17 protein-coding genes are annotated in these 14,841 nt (G+C 70.9%); all 17 read left to right on the top strand.

Annotation, left to right across the window (positions count from 1 at the left end; genetic code table 11):
• Positions 1-77: 77 nt before the first annotated feature.
• The 17 genes from cobO (at position 78) to ACW9UL_RS15085 (ending at position 14,834) form a co-directional block, all read left to right on the top strand.
• Positions 78-689, top strand: coding sequence for a cob(I)yrinic acid a,c-diamide adenosyltransferase (gene cobO, locus ACW9UL_RS15165; protein ID WP_457787519.1), 612 nt, complete (start codon positions 78-80; stop codon positions 687-689).
• The gene (locus ACW9UL_RS15160) at positions 686-1,978 is read left to right on the top strand and encodes a cobyrinic acid a,c-diamide synthase CobB (protein ID WP_457787518.1); all 1,293 of its coding nucleotides are present in this window, start codon (positions 686-688) and stop codon (positions 1,976-1,978) included. Before cobO ends, ACW9UL_RS15160 begins: the two co-directional genes overlap by 4 nt.
• Positions 1,975-2,628 (top strand): 5,6-dimethylbenzimidazole synthase, encoded by a 654-nt coding sequence (gene bluB, locus ACW9UL_RS15155; RefSeq protein WP_397496940.1) that lies wholly within the window; start codon positions 1,975-1,977, stop codon positions 2,626-2,628. Before ACW9UL_RS15160 ends, bluB begins: the two co-directional genes overlap by 4 nt.
• Positions 2,629-2,655: 27 nt before the next feature.
• A complete protein-coding gene (gene cbiB, locus ACW9UL_RS15150) occupies positions 2,656-3,564 on the top strand; it encodes an adenosylcobinamide-phosphate synthase CbiB (RefSeq protein ID WP_457787517.1) in 909 nt (302 codons plus the stop codon).
• Positions 3,557-4,552 (top strand): threonine-phosphate decarboxylase CobD, encoded by a 996-nt coding sequence (gene cobD / locus ACW9UL_RS15145; RefSeq protein ID WP_457787516.1) that lies wholly within the window; start codon positions 3,557-3,559, stop codon positions 4,550-4,552. The genes cbiB and cobD overlap by 8 nt, the downstream gene beginning before the upstream one ends.
• Complete coding sequence (locus tag ACW9UL_RS15140) at positions 4,549-6,006, top strand: cobyric acid synthase (protein ID WP_457787515.1); 1,458 nt, start codon at positions 4,549-4,551, stop codon at positions 6,004-6,006. The genes cobD and ACW9UL_RS15140 overlap by 4 nt, the downstream gene beginning before the upstream one ends.
• Positions 6,007-6,135: 129 nt before the next feature.
• Positions 6,136-6,657 carry a bifunctional adenosylcobinamide kinase/adenosylcobinamide-phosphate guanylyltransferase gene (gene cobU / locus ACW9UL_RS15135; RefSeq protein ID WP_457787514.1) on the top strand — a complete coding sequence of 174 codons (522 nt, stop codon included), beginning with the start codon at positions 6,136-6,138 and terminating at the stop codon, positions 6,655-6,657.
• Positions 6,654-7,709: a nicotinate-nucleotide--dimethylbenzimidazole phosphoribosyltransferase gene (cobT, locus tag ACW9UL_RS15130; protein ID WP_457787513.1), complete on the top strand. Its 1,056-nt coding sequence runs from the start codon at positions 6,654-6,656 to the stop codon at positions 7,707-7,709. The genes cobU and cobT overlap by 4 nt, the downstream gene beginning before the upstream one ends.
• Entirely contained in the window at positions 7,706-8,281 is a 576-nt protein-coding gene (gene cobC / locus ACW9UL_RS15125; protein ID WP_457787512.1) for an alpha-ribazole phosphatase family protein, read from the top strand. Before cobT ends, cobC begins: the two co-directional genes overlap by 4 nt.
• On the top strand, positions 8,278-9,012 hold the full coding sequence (locus tag ACW9UL_RS15120; RefSeq protein ID WP_457787511.1) for an adenosylcobinamide-GDP ribazoletransferase: 735 nt from the start codon (positions 8,278-8,280) through the stop codon (positions 9,010-9,012). Before cobC ends, ACW9UL_RS15120 begins: the two co-directional genes overlap by 4 nt.
• 60 nt (positions 9,013-9,072) lie before the next feature.
• Positions 9,073-9,930: a hypothetical protein gene (locus tag ACW9UL_RS15115; protein WP_457787510.1), complete on the top strand. Its 858-nt coding sequence runs from the start codon at positions 9,073-9,075 to the stop codon at positions 9,928-9,930.
• A gap of 85 nt (positions 9,931-10,015) precedes the next feature.
• Entirely contained in the window at positions 10,016-10,420 is a 405-nt protein-coding gene (locus tag ACW9UL_RS15110; RefSeq protein ID WP_021445174.1) for a MarR family winged helix-turn-helix transcriptional regulator, read from the top strand.
• A 64-nt stretch (positions 10,421-10,484) separates the two neighbouring features.
• Positions 10,485-11,690 carry an MFS transporter gene (locus ACW9UL_RS15105; RefSeq protein WP_457787509.1) on the top strand — a complete coding sequence of 402 codons (1,206 nt, stop codon included), beginning with the start codon at positions 10,485-10,487 and terminating at the stop codon, positions 11,688-11,690.
• Entirely contained in the window at positions 11,687-11,812 is a 126-nt protein-coding gene (locus ACW9UL_RS15100) for a hypothetical protein (RefSeq protein WP_256679207.1), read from the top strand. Before ACW9UL_RS15105 ends, ACW9UL_RS15100 begins: the two co-directional genes overlap by 4 nt.
• Before the next feature lie 266 nt (positions 11,813-12,078).
• Entirely contained in the window at positions 12,079-12,627 is a 549-nt protein-coding gene (locus ACW9UL_RS15095) for a glutathione peroxidase (protein ID WP_457787508.1), read from the top strand.
• Between the two features lie 160 nt (positions 12,628-12,787).
• Complete coding sequence (locus tag ACW9UL_RS15090; RefSeq protein WP_457787507.1) at positions 12,788-13,714, top strand: esterase/lipase family protein; 927 nt, start codon at positions 12,788-12,790, stop codon at positions 13,712-13,714.
• A 55-nt stretch (positions 13,715-13,769) separates the two neighbouring features.
• Positions 13,770-14,834 carry a lipase secretion chaperone gene (locus tag ACW9UL_RS15085; protein ID WP_457787506.1) on the top strand — a complete coding sequence of 355 codons (1,065 nt, stop codon included), beginning with the start codon at positions 13,770-13,772 and terminating at the stop codon, positions 14,832-14,834.
• Positions 14,835-14,841: the final 7 nt, after the last annotated feature.

Below are 14,841 nucleotides of genomic sequence, written 5' to 3'. Positions count from 1 at the left end.
GCAACGATGCCGCCACGCCAGCTTGCCAGTCGTGCACGGCGGCCCGCGCCCGGATGCCCGCAGACCAGGAAACTTCGATGAGCGAATCGGCTGATCGCGACGCCCGGCACCAGGCGCGCATGGCGCGCAAGAAGGCGCTGATCGACGCGAAGATCGCCCAGGCCCAGGACCAGTACGGCCTGCTGCTGGTGCACAGCGGCAACGGCAAGGGCAAGAGCAGCAGCGCCTTCGGCATGGTCGCCCGCGCCCTCGGCCACGGCATCAAAGTCGGCGTGGTGCAATTCATCAAGGGCGCCGCCAGCACCGGCGAGGAGGCCTTCTTCCGCCGTTTTCCCGAGGAAGTCAGCTACCACGTGATGGGCGAGGGCTTCACCTGGGAGACCCAGGATCGCCAGCGCGATATCGCCAAGGCGGGCGAGGCCTGGGCCGTTGCGCAGCGCCTGCTGAACGACGAGGGCGTCGGCCTGGTGGTGCTGGACGAGCTGAACATCGCCCTCAAGCACGGCTATCTGCAGCTCGCTGCCGTGCTCGCCGATATCCAGGCGCGGCCGCTCTCGCAGCATGTGGTGGTGACCGGGCGCGGCGCCTTGCCGGGGATGATCGAGGCGGCCGATACGGTGACCGAGATGGGCCTGGTCAAGCATGCCTTCAAGGCCGGGGTGAAGGCGCAGAAGGGGGTGGAGTTTTGACCTCGCGCCAGTGCCCGGCGCTGCTGATCGCCGCGCCAGCCTCGGGGCAGGGCAAGACCACCGTCACCGCCGCCCTGGCGCGCCTGCACAGCCGTCAGGGTCGGCGGGTGCGGGTGTTCAAGTGCGGCCCGGATTTCCTCGACCCGATGATCCTCGCCCGCGCCAGCGGCGCGCCGGTGTACCAGCTCGACCTGGCCATGGTCGGCGAGGCGGAGAGCCGCCGCCTGCTCTGGCAGGCGGCGGGCGAGGCCGAGCTGATCCTGATCGAGGGGGTGATGGGCCTGTTCGACGGCCAGCCCTCGGCGGCCGACCTGGCGCGGCAGTTCGGCGTGCCGGTGCTGGGGGTGATCGACGGTTCGGCCATGGCCCAGACCTTCGGCGCCCTGGCCCATGGCCTGGCGACCTTCCAGCCCGACCTGCCGTTCGCCGGCGTGCTCGGCAACCGGGTGGCCAGCGCCCGTCACGGCGAGATCCTGCGCGCTGCGCTGCCGCCGAGTATCCGCTGGTACGGCGCGCTGCCGCGTAATGCCGCGGTGGAGCTGCCCAGCCGCCACCTGGGGTTGGTGCAGGCGCAGGAGCTGGCCGACCTGGATGCGCGCCTGGATGCCGCCGCCGATGCCCTGGCCGCCAGCGCCGAGGTGGCCTTGCCGGCACCGGTGCGCTTTGCCGCGCCGCCGCCGCGGGTGGTCGAGCCGCTGCTGGCCGGCGTGCGCATCGGCGTGGCGCGCGACGGCGCCTTCGCCTTTCTCTACCAGGCCAACCTCGATCTGCTGCGCGAGCTGGGCGCCGAACTCGAATTCTTCTCGCCGCTGGCGGGCGACGGCCTGCCGCAGGTGGACAGCCTCTACCTGCCCGGCGGTTATCCCGAATTGCATCTGGCCCAGCTGCAAGGCAACCAGGCCATGGCCGCGGCGATTCGCGCCCATCACCAGGCCGGCAAGCCGATCCTCGCCGAGTGCGGCGGCATGCTCTATCTGCTCGACGAGCTGGCCGACAAGCAGGGCGCCAGCGGCCGCATGCTCGGCCTGCTGGCCGGCCGCGCCGCGCTGCAACCACGATTGACCGCCCTGGCCCTGCAGCAGGTGACGTTGCCGGAAGGCGAGCTGCGTGGCCACAGCTACCACCATTCGCGCCTGGACAGCCCGCTGGCGCCACTGGCCCTGGGCCGTTGCCCGAACGGCAAGGCGGTGGCCGAGGCGGTCTATCGCCTGGGCCGGTTGACGGCCAGCTATATCCACTTCTACCTGCCGTCCAATCCCCTGGCGGCGGCGGCGCTGTTGCGCCCATGAGCGAGCAGGCCTTCAGCGCCGCTGAGCGCGCCGCGGTCTATCGCGCCATCGCCGAGCGCCGCGACATGCGTCACTTCAGCGGCGGCGAGGTGCCGGCCGAGGTGCTGGCACGCCTGCTGGAGGCGGCGCACCGCGCACCCAGCGTCGGCCTGATGCAGCCCTGGCGCTTTCTGCGCATCAGCGACCCGCAATTGCGCGAAGCCGCCTACGCGCTGGTGGAGGCCGAGCGGGTGCGCACCGCCGAGGCGCTGGGCGAACGCTCGGACGAATTCATGCGGCTCAAGGTCGAGGGCATTCGCGAGTGCGCCGAGCTGCTGGCGGTGGCGCTGATGGACGGGCGCCAAAAGCATGTCTTCGGCCGCCGCACCCTGCCGGAAATGGATATGGCGTCGGTGGCCTGCGCCATTCAGAATCTCTGGCTGGCCGCCCGCGCCGAAGGCCTGGGCATGGGCTGGGTGTCGCTGTTCGAGCCCGAGGCCTTGGCCGCGCTGCTGGGCATGCCGGCCGGTAGCAAGCCGGTGGCGCTGCTCTGTCTGGGGCCGGTCGCGGCCTTCTATGACCAGCCGATGCTGGTGGAAGAGGGCTGGGCCAGGCCGCGGCCGCTCGCCGAGCTGCTGTTCGAGAATCGATGGGGAGAACGTGTTGACTGACCTATCCACTGGCAACGGGCGGTGGCGATGAGCCTGGCGCTCAGCACCCTGGCCGGGGTGGCGCTGGACGCCGCGCTCGGCGAGCCGAAGCAGGGCCACCCGCTGGTGGCCTTCGGGCGCCTGGCGAATCGTTTGGAGCAGCGCTTCAACCCCGCCGGCGGTGGCTGGCGCAGCCATGGGGTGAGCGCCTGGTGCTTGGCGGTGCTGCCGCTGACCCTGCTGACCTGGCTGCTGGCCCAGGTCTCGGCCTTCGGCTGGGCGGTGGAGATCGCCGCGCTGTACTTCGCCCTCGGCCTGCGCAGCCTCGGCGAGCACGCGCGGCCGGTGGCGCAGGCGCTGCGCCTGGGCGATCTGGCGTTGGCGCGCGAACGCGTCGGCTGGATGGTCAGCCGCAACACCGCCGCGCTGGACGCCGGCGGCGTGGCCCGCGCCGGCACCGAGTCGGTGCTGGAAAATGGTTCGGATGCGGTGTTCGCCGCGCTGTTCTGGTTCGTCGTCGCCGGCGCGCCGGGCGTGGTGCTGTACCGCCTGAGCAATACCCTGGACGCCATGTGGGGTTATCGCAACGAGCGCTTCGAACGCTTCGGCTGGGCAGCGGCGAAGATCGACGATGTACTCAATTACCTCCCCGCACGCCTGGTGGCGCTGACCTACGCGCTGCTCGGCCACACCGCCCTGGCGCTGCGCTGCTGGCGCCGCCAGGCGCCGCAATGGGACAGCCCCAACGCCGGCCCGGTGATGGCCGCCGGCGCCGGCAGCCTGGGGGTGAGCCTGGGCGGTGCGGCCGAATATCACGGCGAGCTGCATGTGCGCCCGCAACTGGGCGAGGGGCCGCCGCCGCGGGCGCGCGATATCGAACGGGCGCTGAATCTGGTGTGGGGCGGCGTGCTGCTGTGGCTGGCGCTGCTGGGACTCTGGGAGGTGCTGGGTGCTTGAGCATGGAGGCCGCCTGCGCGCGGCGGCGCAGCAATACGGCATCGCCCGGGAGGACTGGCTGGACCTGTCCACCGGCATCGCCCCCTACGGCTGGCCGCTGCCGGCGATTGCGGCCGAGGCCTGGGCCCGCCTGCCGGAGCCGGACGATGGCCTGGAAGCCGTCGCCCGCGACTACTACGGCGCGGCCAGCCTGCTGCCGGTGGCCGGCTCGCAGGCGGCGATCCAGGCCTTGCCGCGCCTGCGCAAGGGCTGCACGGTGGGCATCCTCTCGCCGACCTACGCCGAGCATGCCGCCGCCTGGCGCCGCGAGGGGCACCGGGTGATGCAGCTCAGCGAGGGCGCCATCGACCGCGCCCTGCCGCGCCTCGACGTGCTGCTGCTGGTCAACCCGAACAATCCCACCGGCCGGCGCATCGAGATGCCGCGCCTGCTCGCCTGGCACGCGCAACTGGCCGAGCGCGGCGGTTGGCTGCTGGTCGACGAGGCCTTCATGGATTGCACCCCCGAGCACAGCCTGGCCGCTCACGGCGCACAGCCGGGAATGATCCTGCTGCGTTCGTTCGGCAAGTTCTTCGGCTTGGCCGGCCTGCGCCTGGGCTTCGTCCTCGCCGAGCAGGCCCTGCTCGACGAATTGGCCGAGCTGCTCGGACCCTGGGCGGTGAGCGGCCCGGCGCGGCAGCTGGCGCGCCAGCTGCTGGCCGACGGCGCCGGCCAGGCGCGTCAACGCCAGCGCCTGCAGGCCGACGGCGAGCGCCTGGCCGCGCTGCTGCGCGACTGCGGCCTGCCACCCACCGGCGGCTGCGCGCTGTTCCAGTTCTGCTGCCCGCCGCGGGCCGGCGACTGGCACGCGGCGCTGGCGCGGCGCGGCATCCTGGTGCGGCTGTTTCCCTTTCTCGATAGCCTGCGCTTCGGCCTGCCGCCGCACGAGGCGGGCTGGCAGCGCCTGCAACAGGCCCTGCGCGAATGCGCCGAGGAGCTGGGGCAATGATCGGCGCCACCCTGATGGTGCAGGGCACCACCTCCGACGCCGGCAAGAGCACCCTGGTGACCGCCCTGTGCCGCTGGGCGCGGCGTCAGGGCGTGGCGGTGGCGCCGTTCAAACCGCAGAACATGGCGCTCAATTCGGCAGTGACGGCCGACGGCGGCGAGATCGGCCGCGCCCAGGCAGTGCAGGCCCAGGCCGCCGGCCTCGAACCTCACACCGACATGAACCCGGTGCTGCTCAAGCCCAACAGCGACACCGGCGCCCAGGTGATCATCCACGGCCGCGCGGTGGGCAATATGCAGGCGCTGGCCTATCACGGCTACAAGCAGGTGGCCATGGCCGCGGTACTCCAGTCCCATGAGCGTCTGCGCCGGCAGTACCCGCTGGTGCTGGTGGAGGGCGCCGGCTCGCCGGCGGAGATCAACCTGCGCGCCGGCGATATCGCCAACATGGGCTTCGCCGAGGCGGTGGACTGCCCGGTGATCCTTATCGCCGATATCGACAAGGGCGGGGTGTTCGCCCACCTGGTCGGCACCCTGGCGCTGCTCAGCCCGTCCGAGCAGGCGCGCATCCAGGGCTTCGTGATCAACCGTTTTCGTGGCGACATCGCCCTGCTGCAACCGGGGCTCGATTGGCTGGAGCGGCGCATCGGCAAGCCGGTGCTCGGCGTGTTGCCCTACCTGATGGATTTCCACCTAGAGGCCGAGGACGCCGTCGACACCCGCCAGCAGGCCAAGGCCGAGGACGCGTTGCGGGTGGTGGTGCCGGTGCTGCCGCGCATCAGCAACCACACCGACTTCGACCCGCTGCGCCTGCACCCGCAGGTGCAGCTGAGTTTCGTCGGCCCTGGTCAGGCGATGCCGCCGGCCGACCTGATCGTCCTGCCCGGTTCCAAGAGCGTGCGCGCCGATCTGGCGCGGCTGCGCGAGCAGGGCTGGGACGCCGCCATCGCCCGTCATCTGCGCTACGGCGGCAAGCTGCTGGGCATCTGCGGCGGCCTGCAGATGCTCGGCCGGCACATCCACGACCCGCACGGCCTGGAAGGCGCCGCCGGCAGCAGCGAGGGCCTCGGCCTGCTCGATTTCGAAACGCGGCTGGAGCCGGAGAAACAATTGCGCAACGTGCGCGGCCGCCTGTGCCTGGAGCAGGCCGAGGTCAGCGGCTACGAGATTCATGCCGGGGTCAGCACCGGCGCCGGCCTCAATGGCGCGGTGAGCCTGGACGATGGCCGTCGCGACGGCGGCCTGAGCGGCGACGGTCAGGTGCTCGGCACCTACCTGCATGGCCTGTTCGAGCGCCCTGAAGCCTGCGCCGCGCTGCTGCGCTGGGCCGGGCTGCGCGAGGTGCAGGCGGTGGACTACCAGGCCCTGCGCGAGCGCGATATCGAGCGCCTGGCCGATCTGGTGGAGGCGCATCTGGATACCGATCAACTCAAGGCGCTCTGTGGCCTGGCGTAGGGTGGACGACGCTTTGTTCGTCCACCGCTGTGATCGCTGGACACCTGCCAATGGTGGATCGGTAAAGCGCGATCCACCCTACGTATTTGATCTGCCAACGGTGCGCACGGCGCACCCAACGGAGTGGACATGCTTGAACTGATCCTCGGCGGTGCCCGTTCCGGCAAGAGCCGGCTGGCGGAGAAGCTGGCGGCCGAGTCCGGCCTGGAGGTGGTGTATATCGCCACCAGCCAGGCGCTGGACGGCGAGATGAGTGCGCGCGTTGCCCAGCACCGCGCGCGCCGTCCGGCGCATTGGGCGCTGGTGGAGGAACCCGTGGCGCTGGCCCGTGTGCTGCGTGAGCAGGCGCGCGAGGAGCGCTGCCTGCTGGTGGACTGCCTGACCCTGTGGCTGACCAACCTGCTGCTGTTGGACGACGAGGCGCGCCTGGCCGCCGAGCGCGACGCGCTGCTCGACACCCTGGGCGAGCTGCCCGGGCGCATCCTGCTGGTCAGCAATGAAACCGGCCTGGGCGTGGTGCCCATGGGCGAGCTGACCCGCCGTTATGTCGACGAGGCCGGCTGGCTGCACCAGGCCCTGGCCGAACGCAGCCGGCGCGTGCTGTTCTGCGTCGCCGGGTTACCGATGATCCTCAAGGGAGAGGCGCTATGAGCCTGCACTGGTGGCAGGGCCCCTGCCAGCCGCTCGATCACGTGGCGCGGGCCAAGGCCGAGGCGCGCCAGCAACAGCTGACCAAACCGGCCGGCTCGCTCGGTCGCCTGGAAGCCCTGGCGATCCAGCTGGCGGCGCTGCAGGGCAGCGAGCGACCGAGGCTGGACAGGCTGTGGATCGCCATCTTCGCCGGCGATCACGGCGTGGTGGCCGAGGGCGTGTCGGCCTACCCGCAGGCGGTGACCGGGCAGATGCTGAGCAACTTCGTCCACGGCGGCGCAGCCATCAGCGTGCTGGCCGGCGAACTGGACGCCGCGCTGGAGGTGATCGACCTGGGCACCGCCGTGCCGCTGGAGACTCTGCCCGGTGTGCGTCATCTGTATGTCGGCGCCGGCACGCGCAATCTCGCCCGCGAACCGGCGATGACCAATGCCCAGGCGCTGATCTGCCTGCAGGCCGGCTGCGACAGCCTGCTGCGCGCCCGCGCGGTGGGCTGCGAGCTGTTTATCGGCGGCGAAATGGGCATCGGCAACACCACCGCCGCCGCCGCGCTGGCCTGCTGGCTGCTCGATTGCCCGCCGGCCGAGCTGGCCGGCCCCGGCACCGGGCTGGACGCCGCCGGAGTGGCGCACAAGGTACGGGTGATCGAGGCGGCGCTGGCCCTGCACCGGCCGCAGCTCGCAGGGCCCTTGCAGGCGCTGGTGCACCTGGGCGGCTTCGAGATCGCCGCGCTGGTCGGCGCCTACCTGGCGGCGGCGCAGCAGGGCGTGGCGGTGCTGGTGGACGGTTTCATCTGCAGCGTCGCCGCGTTGCTGGCGGTGCGCCTGAACCCCGGCTGCCGCGACTGGCTGCTGTTCGCCCACCGCGGCGCCGAGCCCGGGCATGCCCGGGTGCTGCAGGCGCTGGACGCCGAGCCGCTGCTGGAGCTGGGTCTGCGTCTGGGCGAGGGCAGCGGGGCGGCGTTGGCCGTGCCGCTGCTGCGCCTGGCCTGCACGCTGCACGGGCAGATGGCGACTTTCGCCGAGGCGGCGGTGGCGGATCGTCCGGCATGAGCCTGCACCTGGAGCTGCTGCGCCACGGCGAAACCGAGCAGGGCGGCGGCCTGCGCGGCAGCCTCGACGATGCCCTGACCGCCGCCGGCTGGGCGCAGCTGCGCGCCGCGGTGGCCGGCGCCGGGCCCTGGGACGCGCTGGTCAGCTCGCCGCTGCAGCGCTGCGCACGCTTCGCCGAGGAACTGGCGGCGCAGCATGAGCTGCCATTGGCCTTCGACGCCGATCTGCAGGAGCTGCACTTCGGTGCCTGGGAGGGGCGCAGCGCCGCCGAGCTGATGCAGACCGATGCCGAGGCCCTGGGCCGCTTCTGGGCCGATCCCTATGCCTTCACCCCGCCGGACGGCGAGCCGCTGCCGCGCTTCGAGGCGCGCATCCTCGCCGCCCTGCAGCGGCTGTACGACGCGCACCGCGGCCGGCGCCTGCTGCTGATCACCCATGGCGGGGTGATGCGTCTGCTGCTCGCGCGCGCCCGCGGCCTGCCGCGCCACGAGCTGCTGCAGGTCAATGTCGGTTACGCCCAGCGCGTGCGCCTGCAGCTGGACGGGCAGGGCGCCCTAACGGAGCTGGCATGAGCCCGGCGCTGATCGCCCTGCAGTTTCTCACCCGCCTGCCGGTTCGCCTGCCGGGCATGCCCACGCCCGAGCAGCTCGGCCGTTCGCTGCTCTGGTATCCGGCCGTGGGCCTGCTGCTCGGTCTGCTGCTGTGGGCTGCTCACTTGCTGCTGGGCGCGGCCCCGGCGTTGCTGCAGGCGGCGATCTTGCTGGCGCTGTGGGTGGGCTTGAGCGGCGGCCTGCATCTGGACGGCCTGGCCGACAGCGCCGACGCCTGGGTCGGCGGCTTCGGCGACCGCAAGCGGACCCTGGCGATCATGAAGGACCCGCGCAGCGGGCCGATGGCGGTGACGGTGCTGGTGCTGCTGCTGCTGCTCAAGTTCGCCGCCCTGGTCAGCCTGTTGCAGGCCGGGCAGGGCCTGCTGCTGGTGCTGCTGCCCTGGCTGGCGCGCGGCCTGCTGCCGTTGCTGCTGTGGACCACGCCCTACGTGCGCGCCGGCGGCCTGGGCCAGGCGCTGGCCGAACAGCTGCCGCGGCGCCAGCTGCCCTGGCTGCTGGCCGGCCACGGCCTGGCCATCTGCCTGCTGTTCGGCGGGGCCGGCGGGCTGGCGCTGGCGGTCGCCGCACTGGTCTTCCTCTGGCTGCGGCGCCTGATGTGCCAACGCCTGGGCGGCACCACCGGCGATACCGCCGGTGCCCTGGTGGAGCTGGTCGAGTGTGGGGTGCTGCTGAGTCTGGCGCTGGTGTTCTGAGGGCAGAACCCGCGGCATCACCTAGGCTTCAGGCATCACCCCATAACCTTGCCTGCCTTTATGCCTGCTCTGCGCTGGATGCTCGTGCTGCTGTGCCTGCTGCCCCTCGGCGTGCGCGGTGAAACCCTGACCTGGGGCGTGCTGCCGCTGCCCGGGGTGTTCAACGTGCGCGACGGCGAGTTGGTCGACGGCGTGCTCTACGAGGCCATGCAACTGCTCGATGCGCAGCTGCCGGAGCTGCACATTCGCTACGAGGTGCTGCCCTTCGCCCGCCTGGAGCAGCGCCTGCTGGCCGGCGAGCCGCTGTGCACCAGTGGCCAGTTGCAGAGCGCCGAGCGTGACCGCCTGGGACACTTCGTCGCTTTTCTACAGTCGCCGCCGATCCATGTGCTGGTGCGGCGCCAGACCTATGCCCAGCTGGCCCTGGACGAGGGCCGGGTCAGCCTCGCCTGGCTGCTGGCCAATCCCTACCTGCGCGGCGCGCTGACCCGCGGCCGGGTCTACCCGCCGGCCATTCGCGAACCCCTGCAGCAGGCGCTGGCCGCTGGCCGCCTGCTCGAACTGGCGGCCGGCACCGCCGGCGACAACCTGCTGCTGATGGTCAGCCACCGGCGCATCGACTACGCCTTCGAGTACCCCATGGTCTACACCGAGGTGGCGCGCAGCTTCAGCCTCGGCGACAGCCTGGTCAGCGTGCCCTTGCTGGAGGGCGATGCGCTGGTGCCGGTGGGTTTCTACTGCCCGCGCACGGCTTGGGGCGCGCGCATGGCCGCACGCCTGGAGCGCGCCGTGGTCGCCCTGCTGGCACAGCCGCAGGGCCTGCTGCAGGTGCAGCGGCGCTGGCTGCCGGACGAGGTCTACGCGCGCTTCGCCGCGGATTTTCGCCGCTACTACCGGCAGCGCGCCGCCGGGCGCTAGCAGGAGCGCCTGGCGGACTGTTATGCCGACAAAGCGGGCAACTGTGTCTGTGTCTTGGCGCGAAGCGGGTATATACCTGCACCCCATGTTGCCGACCACCTGCCTCTGCACCCAATTGCGCCGCGCCAGCCGCGGGGTGACCCGACGTTACGACGACGCGCTTGCCGCGGTCGGGCTCGGCGCTGCCCAGTTTTCCCTGCTGCGTCATGTGCAGCGGCTGGGGCAACCGAGCATTTCCGCGCTGGCCGAGGCCATGGGCCTGGATCGCAGCACCCTGGGACGCAACCTGCGGGTGCTGCAGGAGCAGGGCTTGCTGCAGCTCGGCGAAGGCCGCGATCAGCGCAGCCGCGAAGTGTTGCTCAGCGCCGCCGGTGTGCAGCGTCTGCAGCAGGCGCTGCCGCTCTGGCAACAGGTGCAGGACGAACTCAACGCACGCCTCGGCGAGGAGCGCCGCGCCGAGCTGATGCAACTGCTGGAACAACTGGCCTGATCGCGTATCGGCTCTTACTTATCGCCTTCACGGCCGCGACTGGCCGTCCCAGGGAGACACCCTAATGACCACCGCATGGCGCTCGACCACCTGGCTGCTGCTGGGCGCGTCGCTGATCCTGGCCCTGTCGCTGGGAATCCGCCACGGCTTCGGCCTGTTCCTGCCGCCGATGAGCGCCGAGTTCGGCTGGGGGCGCGAGGTGTACGCCTTCGCCATCGCCCTGCAGAACCTGATCTGGGGCCTGGCGCAGCCATTCACCGGGGCGCTGGCCGACCGCTTCGGCGCACGCCGCACCATAGTGGTCGGCGGCCTGCTGTACGCCATCGGCCTGCTGCTGATGGGCCTGGCCGACTCGCCGCTGTCGCTGTCGCTGAGCGCCGGCCTGCTGATCGGCATCGGCCTGTCCGGCACCTCCTTCTCGGTGATCCTCGGCGTGGTCGGCCGCGCCGTGCCGGTGGAAAAACGCAGCATGGCCATGGGCATCGCCGCGGCGGCCGGCTCCTTCGGTCAGTTCGCCATGCTGCCCGGCACCCTGGGGCTGATCGGCTGGCTCGGCTGGTCGGCGGCGCTGCTCGCCCTCGGCCTGCTGGTGGCGCTGATCCTGCCGCTGGCGGCGATGATCAAGGAGCAGCCGATGCCGCTACCGAGAGGGCCTCAGCAGACCCTGGTCGAGGCGCTGCGCGAGGCGGCCGGCCACTCCGGCTTCTGGTTGCTGGCGCTGGGTTTTTTCGTCTGCGGCTTCCAGGTGGTGTTCGTCGCCGTGCACCTGCCGGCCTACCTGGTCGACCATCATCTGCCGGCGCTGACCGGCACCACGGTGCTGGCCCTGGTCGGGCTGTTCAATATCTTCGGCACCTATATCGCCGGCTGGCTCGGCGGGCGCATGTCCAAGCCGCGCCTGCTCAGCGCCCTGTACCTGATGCGCGGGGTGGTGATCACCCTGTTCCTGGTGGCGCCGCTGACGCAGTGGAGCGCCTACCTGTTCGGCATGGCCATGGGCCTGCTGTGGCTGTCCACGGTGCCGCTGACCAACGGCACGGTGGCGACCCTGTTCGGCGTGCGCAACCTGTCCATGCTCGGCGGCATCGTCTTCCTGTTCCACCAGCTCGGCTCCTTCCTCGGCGGCTGGCTGGGCGGCTACCTGTACGACCACACCGGCAGCTACGACCTGGTCTGGCAGATCTCCATTCTCCTCAGCCTGCTGGCCGCGGTCCTCAACTGGCCGGTGCGCGAGGTGCCGGTGGCGCGTCTGCAGGAGGCCGGCGCGTGAGCACGCGGCCGCTGCTGATCGGCGCCGCGCTGCTGGCAGCGGGCCTGCTGCTGGCGCTGGCCTGGTGGGGCTGGCGGCAGGGCGGCCTGGCGCTGCTGCAGCTGGGCATGAGCTTCTGCTGAGTTGCCCTGGGCACGCATGACGAGTAGCGTGACCGGATAGCAGGCCGTTGAAAAACTACCTGCGTTGGCAATACTGCGTTAAAAACAGCCTCAAAATGCTCATTTACAGTATGTAAACTCCGCTTTTTTCGGCTGTTTGACTCGTTGCACTCGCCCTGCGGGCCAGCCTTCGGCTGTTACTCCCGTTGGTCGTTGCGCCTTGTCTTGCCTGCCTCGCCTACGTTTTTAAACGACCTGCCCGCACCAGACTCTTCAGGGAAACCACCATGTCGCTGCGCCGCTTCGCCTGTACCCTCCTGTTGTCCGGCCTGGCCGTGCCGGCGCTGGCCGCCGACTGTCCGGCCCTGCTGCAGGGCGAGCTGCCGCGCCTGCGGGCCAAGGACAGCATCGATCTGTGCCAGTTCGCCGGCAAACCGCTGGTGGTGGTCAACACCGCCAGCTTCTGCGGCTTCACCCCGCAGTTCAAAGGCCTCGAGGCGCTCTATCAGCGCTACAAGGGCCAGGGCCTGGAAGTGCTCGGCGTGCCCTCCGACGACTTCCGTCAGGAAGCCGACGACAGCGAGAAGACCGCCACCGTCTGCTACGTCAACTATGGTGTGACCTTCACCATGAGCGAGCCTCAGGTGGTCACCGGCGCCGAGGCCATTGCGCTGTTCAAGGGCCTGGCCGAGCAGAGCAAGGCGCCGCGCTGGAATTTTTCCAAGTACGTGGTCGACCGCCAGGGCAAGGTGCTCGCCAGCTTCTCCAGCCTGACCAAGCCGGACGATCCGCAGCTGATCGAGGCGGTCGAGCGGGCCATCGCCTCGCAGCCCTGAGCCCGCCGCAGGCGCGCCGCCTGCCGTCTTAGCAAACGAGACCCGATGCACAGCCTCTCACCCATCTGGGCGATGGGCCGTGCCCGGCTGCCTGCCTAGACTGGCGCGGCGCCGGACGCAGTTCCCCGGCGTGCCCACAAGAACAATAACGGAGGCACCCATGCGTCGCGTCTATACCACTGCCCTTGCCACTCTGGCCCTGCTCGGCGCCGCCCAGGCCCAGGCCAACTACACCAAGACCAAGCACCCGATCGTGCTGGTGCACGGCATCACCGGCTTCGACACCATCGGCGGGCTGGTCAACTACTTCCACACCATCCCCTGGAACCTCGAACGCGACGGCGCCAAGGTGCATATCGCCAGCGTCGCCGCGTTCAACGACAGCGAACAGCGCGGCGCCGAGCTGGCCCGGCAGATCGTGCCCTGGGCCGCCGCCGGCGGCGGCAAGGTCAACCTCATCGGCCACAGCCAGGGCTCGCCCACCTCGCGGGTGGCGGCTTCGCTGCGCCCCGACCTGGTGGCCTCGGTGACCTCGATCAACGGCGTCAACAAGGGCTCCAAGGTGGCCGACGTGGTGCGCGGGGTGATCCCGGCGGGCGGCGCCATCGAAGGCGGCGCCAACGCCATCGCCAATGCGCTCGGTTCGCTGATCAACCTGCTGTCCGGCGCCAGCAACCCGCAGAACGGCCTCAATGCCCTGGCCACCCTGACCACCCCCGGCACCACCGCGCTCAACGGCCGCCATCCCTGGGGCGTGAACAGCAGTAGCTACTGCGCCAAGTCCACGGAAGTGCATAACGTGCGCGGACACAGCATTCGCTATTACTCCTGGACCGGTAACGCCGCCTACACCAACGTCTTCGATGCCGCCGATCCCTTCCTGGCCTTCACCGGCCTGGCCTTCGGCAGCGAGAAGAACGACGGCCTGGTGGGCGTTTGCGCCACCTACCTGGGCCAGGTGCTGGGCGACAGCTACAACATGAACCACGTCGATGCGATCAACCACCTGTTCGGCATCCGCGGCTGGACCGAGCCGGTAGCGCTGTATCGTCAGCACGCCAACCGCCTGAAGAACAAAGGCATCTGACCCCCACCCGCGGCGGGCCCGCCGGCCCCCCCCTCCCCCCCGCAGCGAGTTGCCCATGTCCCGATCCCTGAGCCTTTGCCTGGCCGCGGCGCTGCTCGCCGGCGGTCTCACCCTGTATTGGCGCTGGCCGGCTGCCGAGGCCGTGCCGGCCGCCTCCGTCGCTCCCGTCGGTGCCAGCGTCGAGCAGCCAGCGCCAGCGCCGGTGCCGCGCGCAGCCGCGGCGACGCCCACCGCTACGCCACAGGCGCCGGCGGCGCCGCTGCCGAGCCTGGCCGGCACCGAAGTCGACGGCCGCCTGCAGACCGATGCCGCCGGCAATCTGGTGCTGGAGCTGGCGCTGCGCGATTACTTCGATTATTTCCTCAGCGCCGTCGACCACTCCGGCCTCGACGCCTCGATCGCGGCGCTGCTGGCCGATGCCGGCGCACGTTTGCAGGAGCCGGCGCTGGGTCAGCTGACCAACCTGCTCGGCGACTACCTCGACTACAAGCGCGCCAGCCTGGCGCTGTTGCAGCAGCCGCTGAACGCCAGCCAGCAGGTCGACCCCCAGGCCCAGCTGCAGGCGCTGCAGCAGGCCTTCGAGCGCCTGGATGCCCTGCGCCGCACGCATTTCTCGGCCGCCGCGCAGGAGGCACTGTTCGGCGCCGAGCAGGCCTACGCCCGCTACACCCTGGACAGCCTGGCGCTGCAGCAGCGCGACGACCTCGGCGAGGCGCAGCGCGCGCAGTTGCACGAGCAGCTGCGCCAGCAGTTGCCGGAGGCGCTGCGTGCCAGCGAGCTGCGCCAGGAGCAGGCCCAGGCACAACTGGTGCGCAGCGAACAGCTGTGGCGCGACGGCGCGGACGAGCAACAGGTGCGCGAGTTCCTGGCGATGACCTATGATCCGCCCACCGTGCAGCGCCTGCTGGCCGAGCAGCGCCGCGAGCGCGATTGGCAGCAGCGCTACCAGGCCTACCGCGCCGAGCTGGCCGGGTTGCAGGGCCAGGGGCTGAGCGCGGCGGATGGCGCGCAGGCGCAGCAACGGCTGCGCGAACTGCTGTTCGCCAGCGAAGATCGACACCGGGTGGAGACCTATGACGCCATCGCCGCCAAGCAGTCGCAGACGCCGCCCCAGCCCTGAGCGGCGG

This window comes from Pseudomonas sp. PL-6, from assembly GCF_054110165.1.
Note: the sequence above shows the minus strand (reverse complement) of the source record. Positions and strands in the feature narration are given on the sequence as shown.

Bases quoted from the DNA above. Each gene is read 5' to 3' on its own strand.
- cobO (WP_457787519.1), top strand. From the start codon at position 78: ATGAGCGAATCGGCTGATCGCGACGCCCGGCACCAGGCGCGCATGGCG.
- bluB (WP_397496940.1), top strand. From the start codon at position 1,975: ATGAGCGAGCAGGCCTTCAGCGCCGCTGAGCGCGCCGCGGTCTATCGC.
- cbiB (WP_457787517.1), top strand. From the start codon at position 2,656: ATGAGCCTGGCGCTCAGCACCCTGGCCGGGGTGGCGCTGGACGCCGCG.
- ACW9UL_RS15140 (WP_457787515.1), top strand. From the start codon at position 4,549: ATGATCGGCGCCACCCTGATGGTGCAGGGCACCACCTCCGACGCCGGC.
- cobU (WP_457787514.1), top strand. From the start codon at position 6,136: ATGCTTGAACTGATCCTCGGCGGTGCCCGTTCCGGCAAGAGCCGGCTG.
- cobT (WP_457787513.1), top strand. From the start codon at position 6,654: ATGAGCCTGCACTGGTGGCAGGGCCCCTGCCAGCCGCTCGATCACGTG.
- cobC (WP_457787512.1), top strand. From the start codon at position 7,706: ATGAGCCTGCACCTGGAGCTGCTGCGCCACGGCGAAACCGAGCAGGGC.
- ACW9UL_RS15120 (WP_457787511.1), top strand. From the start codon at position 8,278: ATGAGCCCGGCGCTGATCGCCCTGCAGTTTCTCACCCGCCTGCCGGTT.
- ACW9UL_RS15115 (WP_457787510.1), top strand. From the start codon at position 9,073: ATGCCTGCTCTGCGCTGGATGCTCGTGCTGCTGTGCCTGCTGCCCCTC.
- ACW9UL_RS15110 (WP_021445174.1), top strand. From the start codon at position 10,016: ATGTTGCCGACCACCTGCCTCTGCACCCAATTGCGCCGCGCCAGCCGC.
- ACW9UL_RS15105 (WP_457787509.1), top strand. From the start codon at position 10,485: ATGACCACCGCATGGCGCTCGACCACCTGGCTGCTGCTGGGCGCGTCG.
- ACW9UL_RS15095 (WP_457787508.1), top strand. From the start codon at position 12,079: ATGTCGCTGCGCCGCTTCGCCTGTACCCTCCTGTTGTCCGGCCTGGCC.
- ACW9UL_RS15090 (WP_457787507.1), top strand. From the start codon at position 12,788: ATGCGTCGCGTCTATACCACTGCCCTTGCCACTCTGGCCCTGCTCGGC.
- ACW9UL_RS15085 (WP_457787506.1), top strand. From the start codon at position 13,770: ATGTCCCGATCCCTGAGCCTTTGCCTGGCCGCGGCGCTGCTCGCCGGC.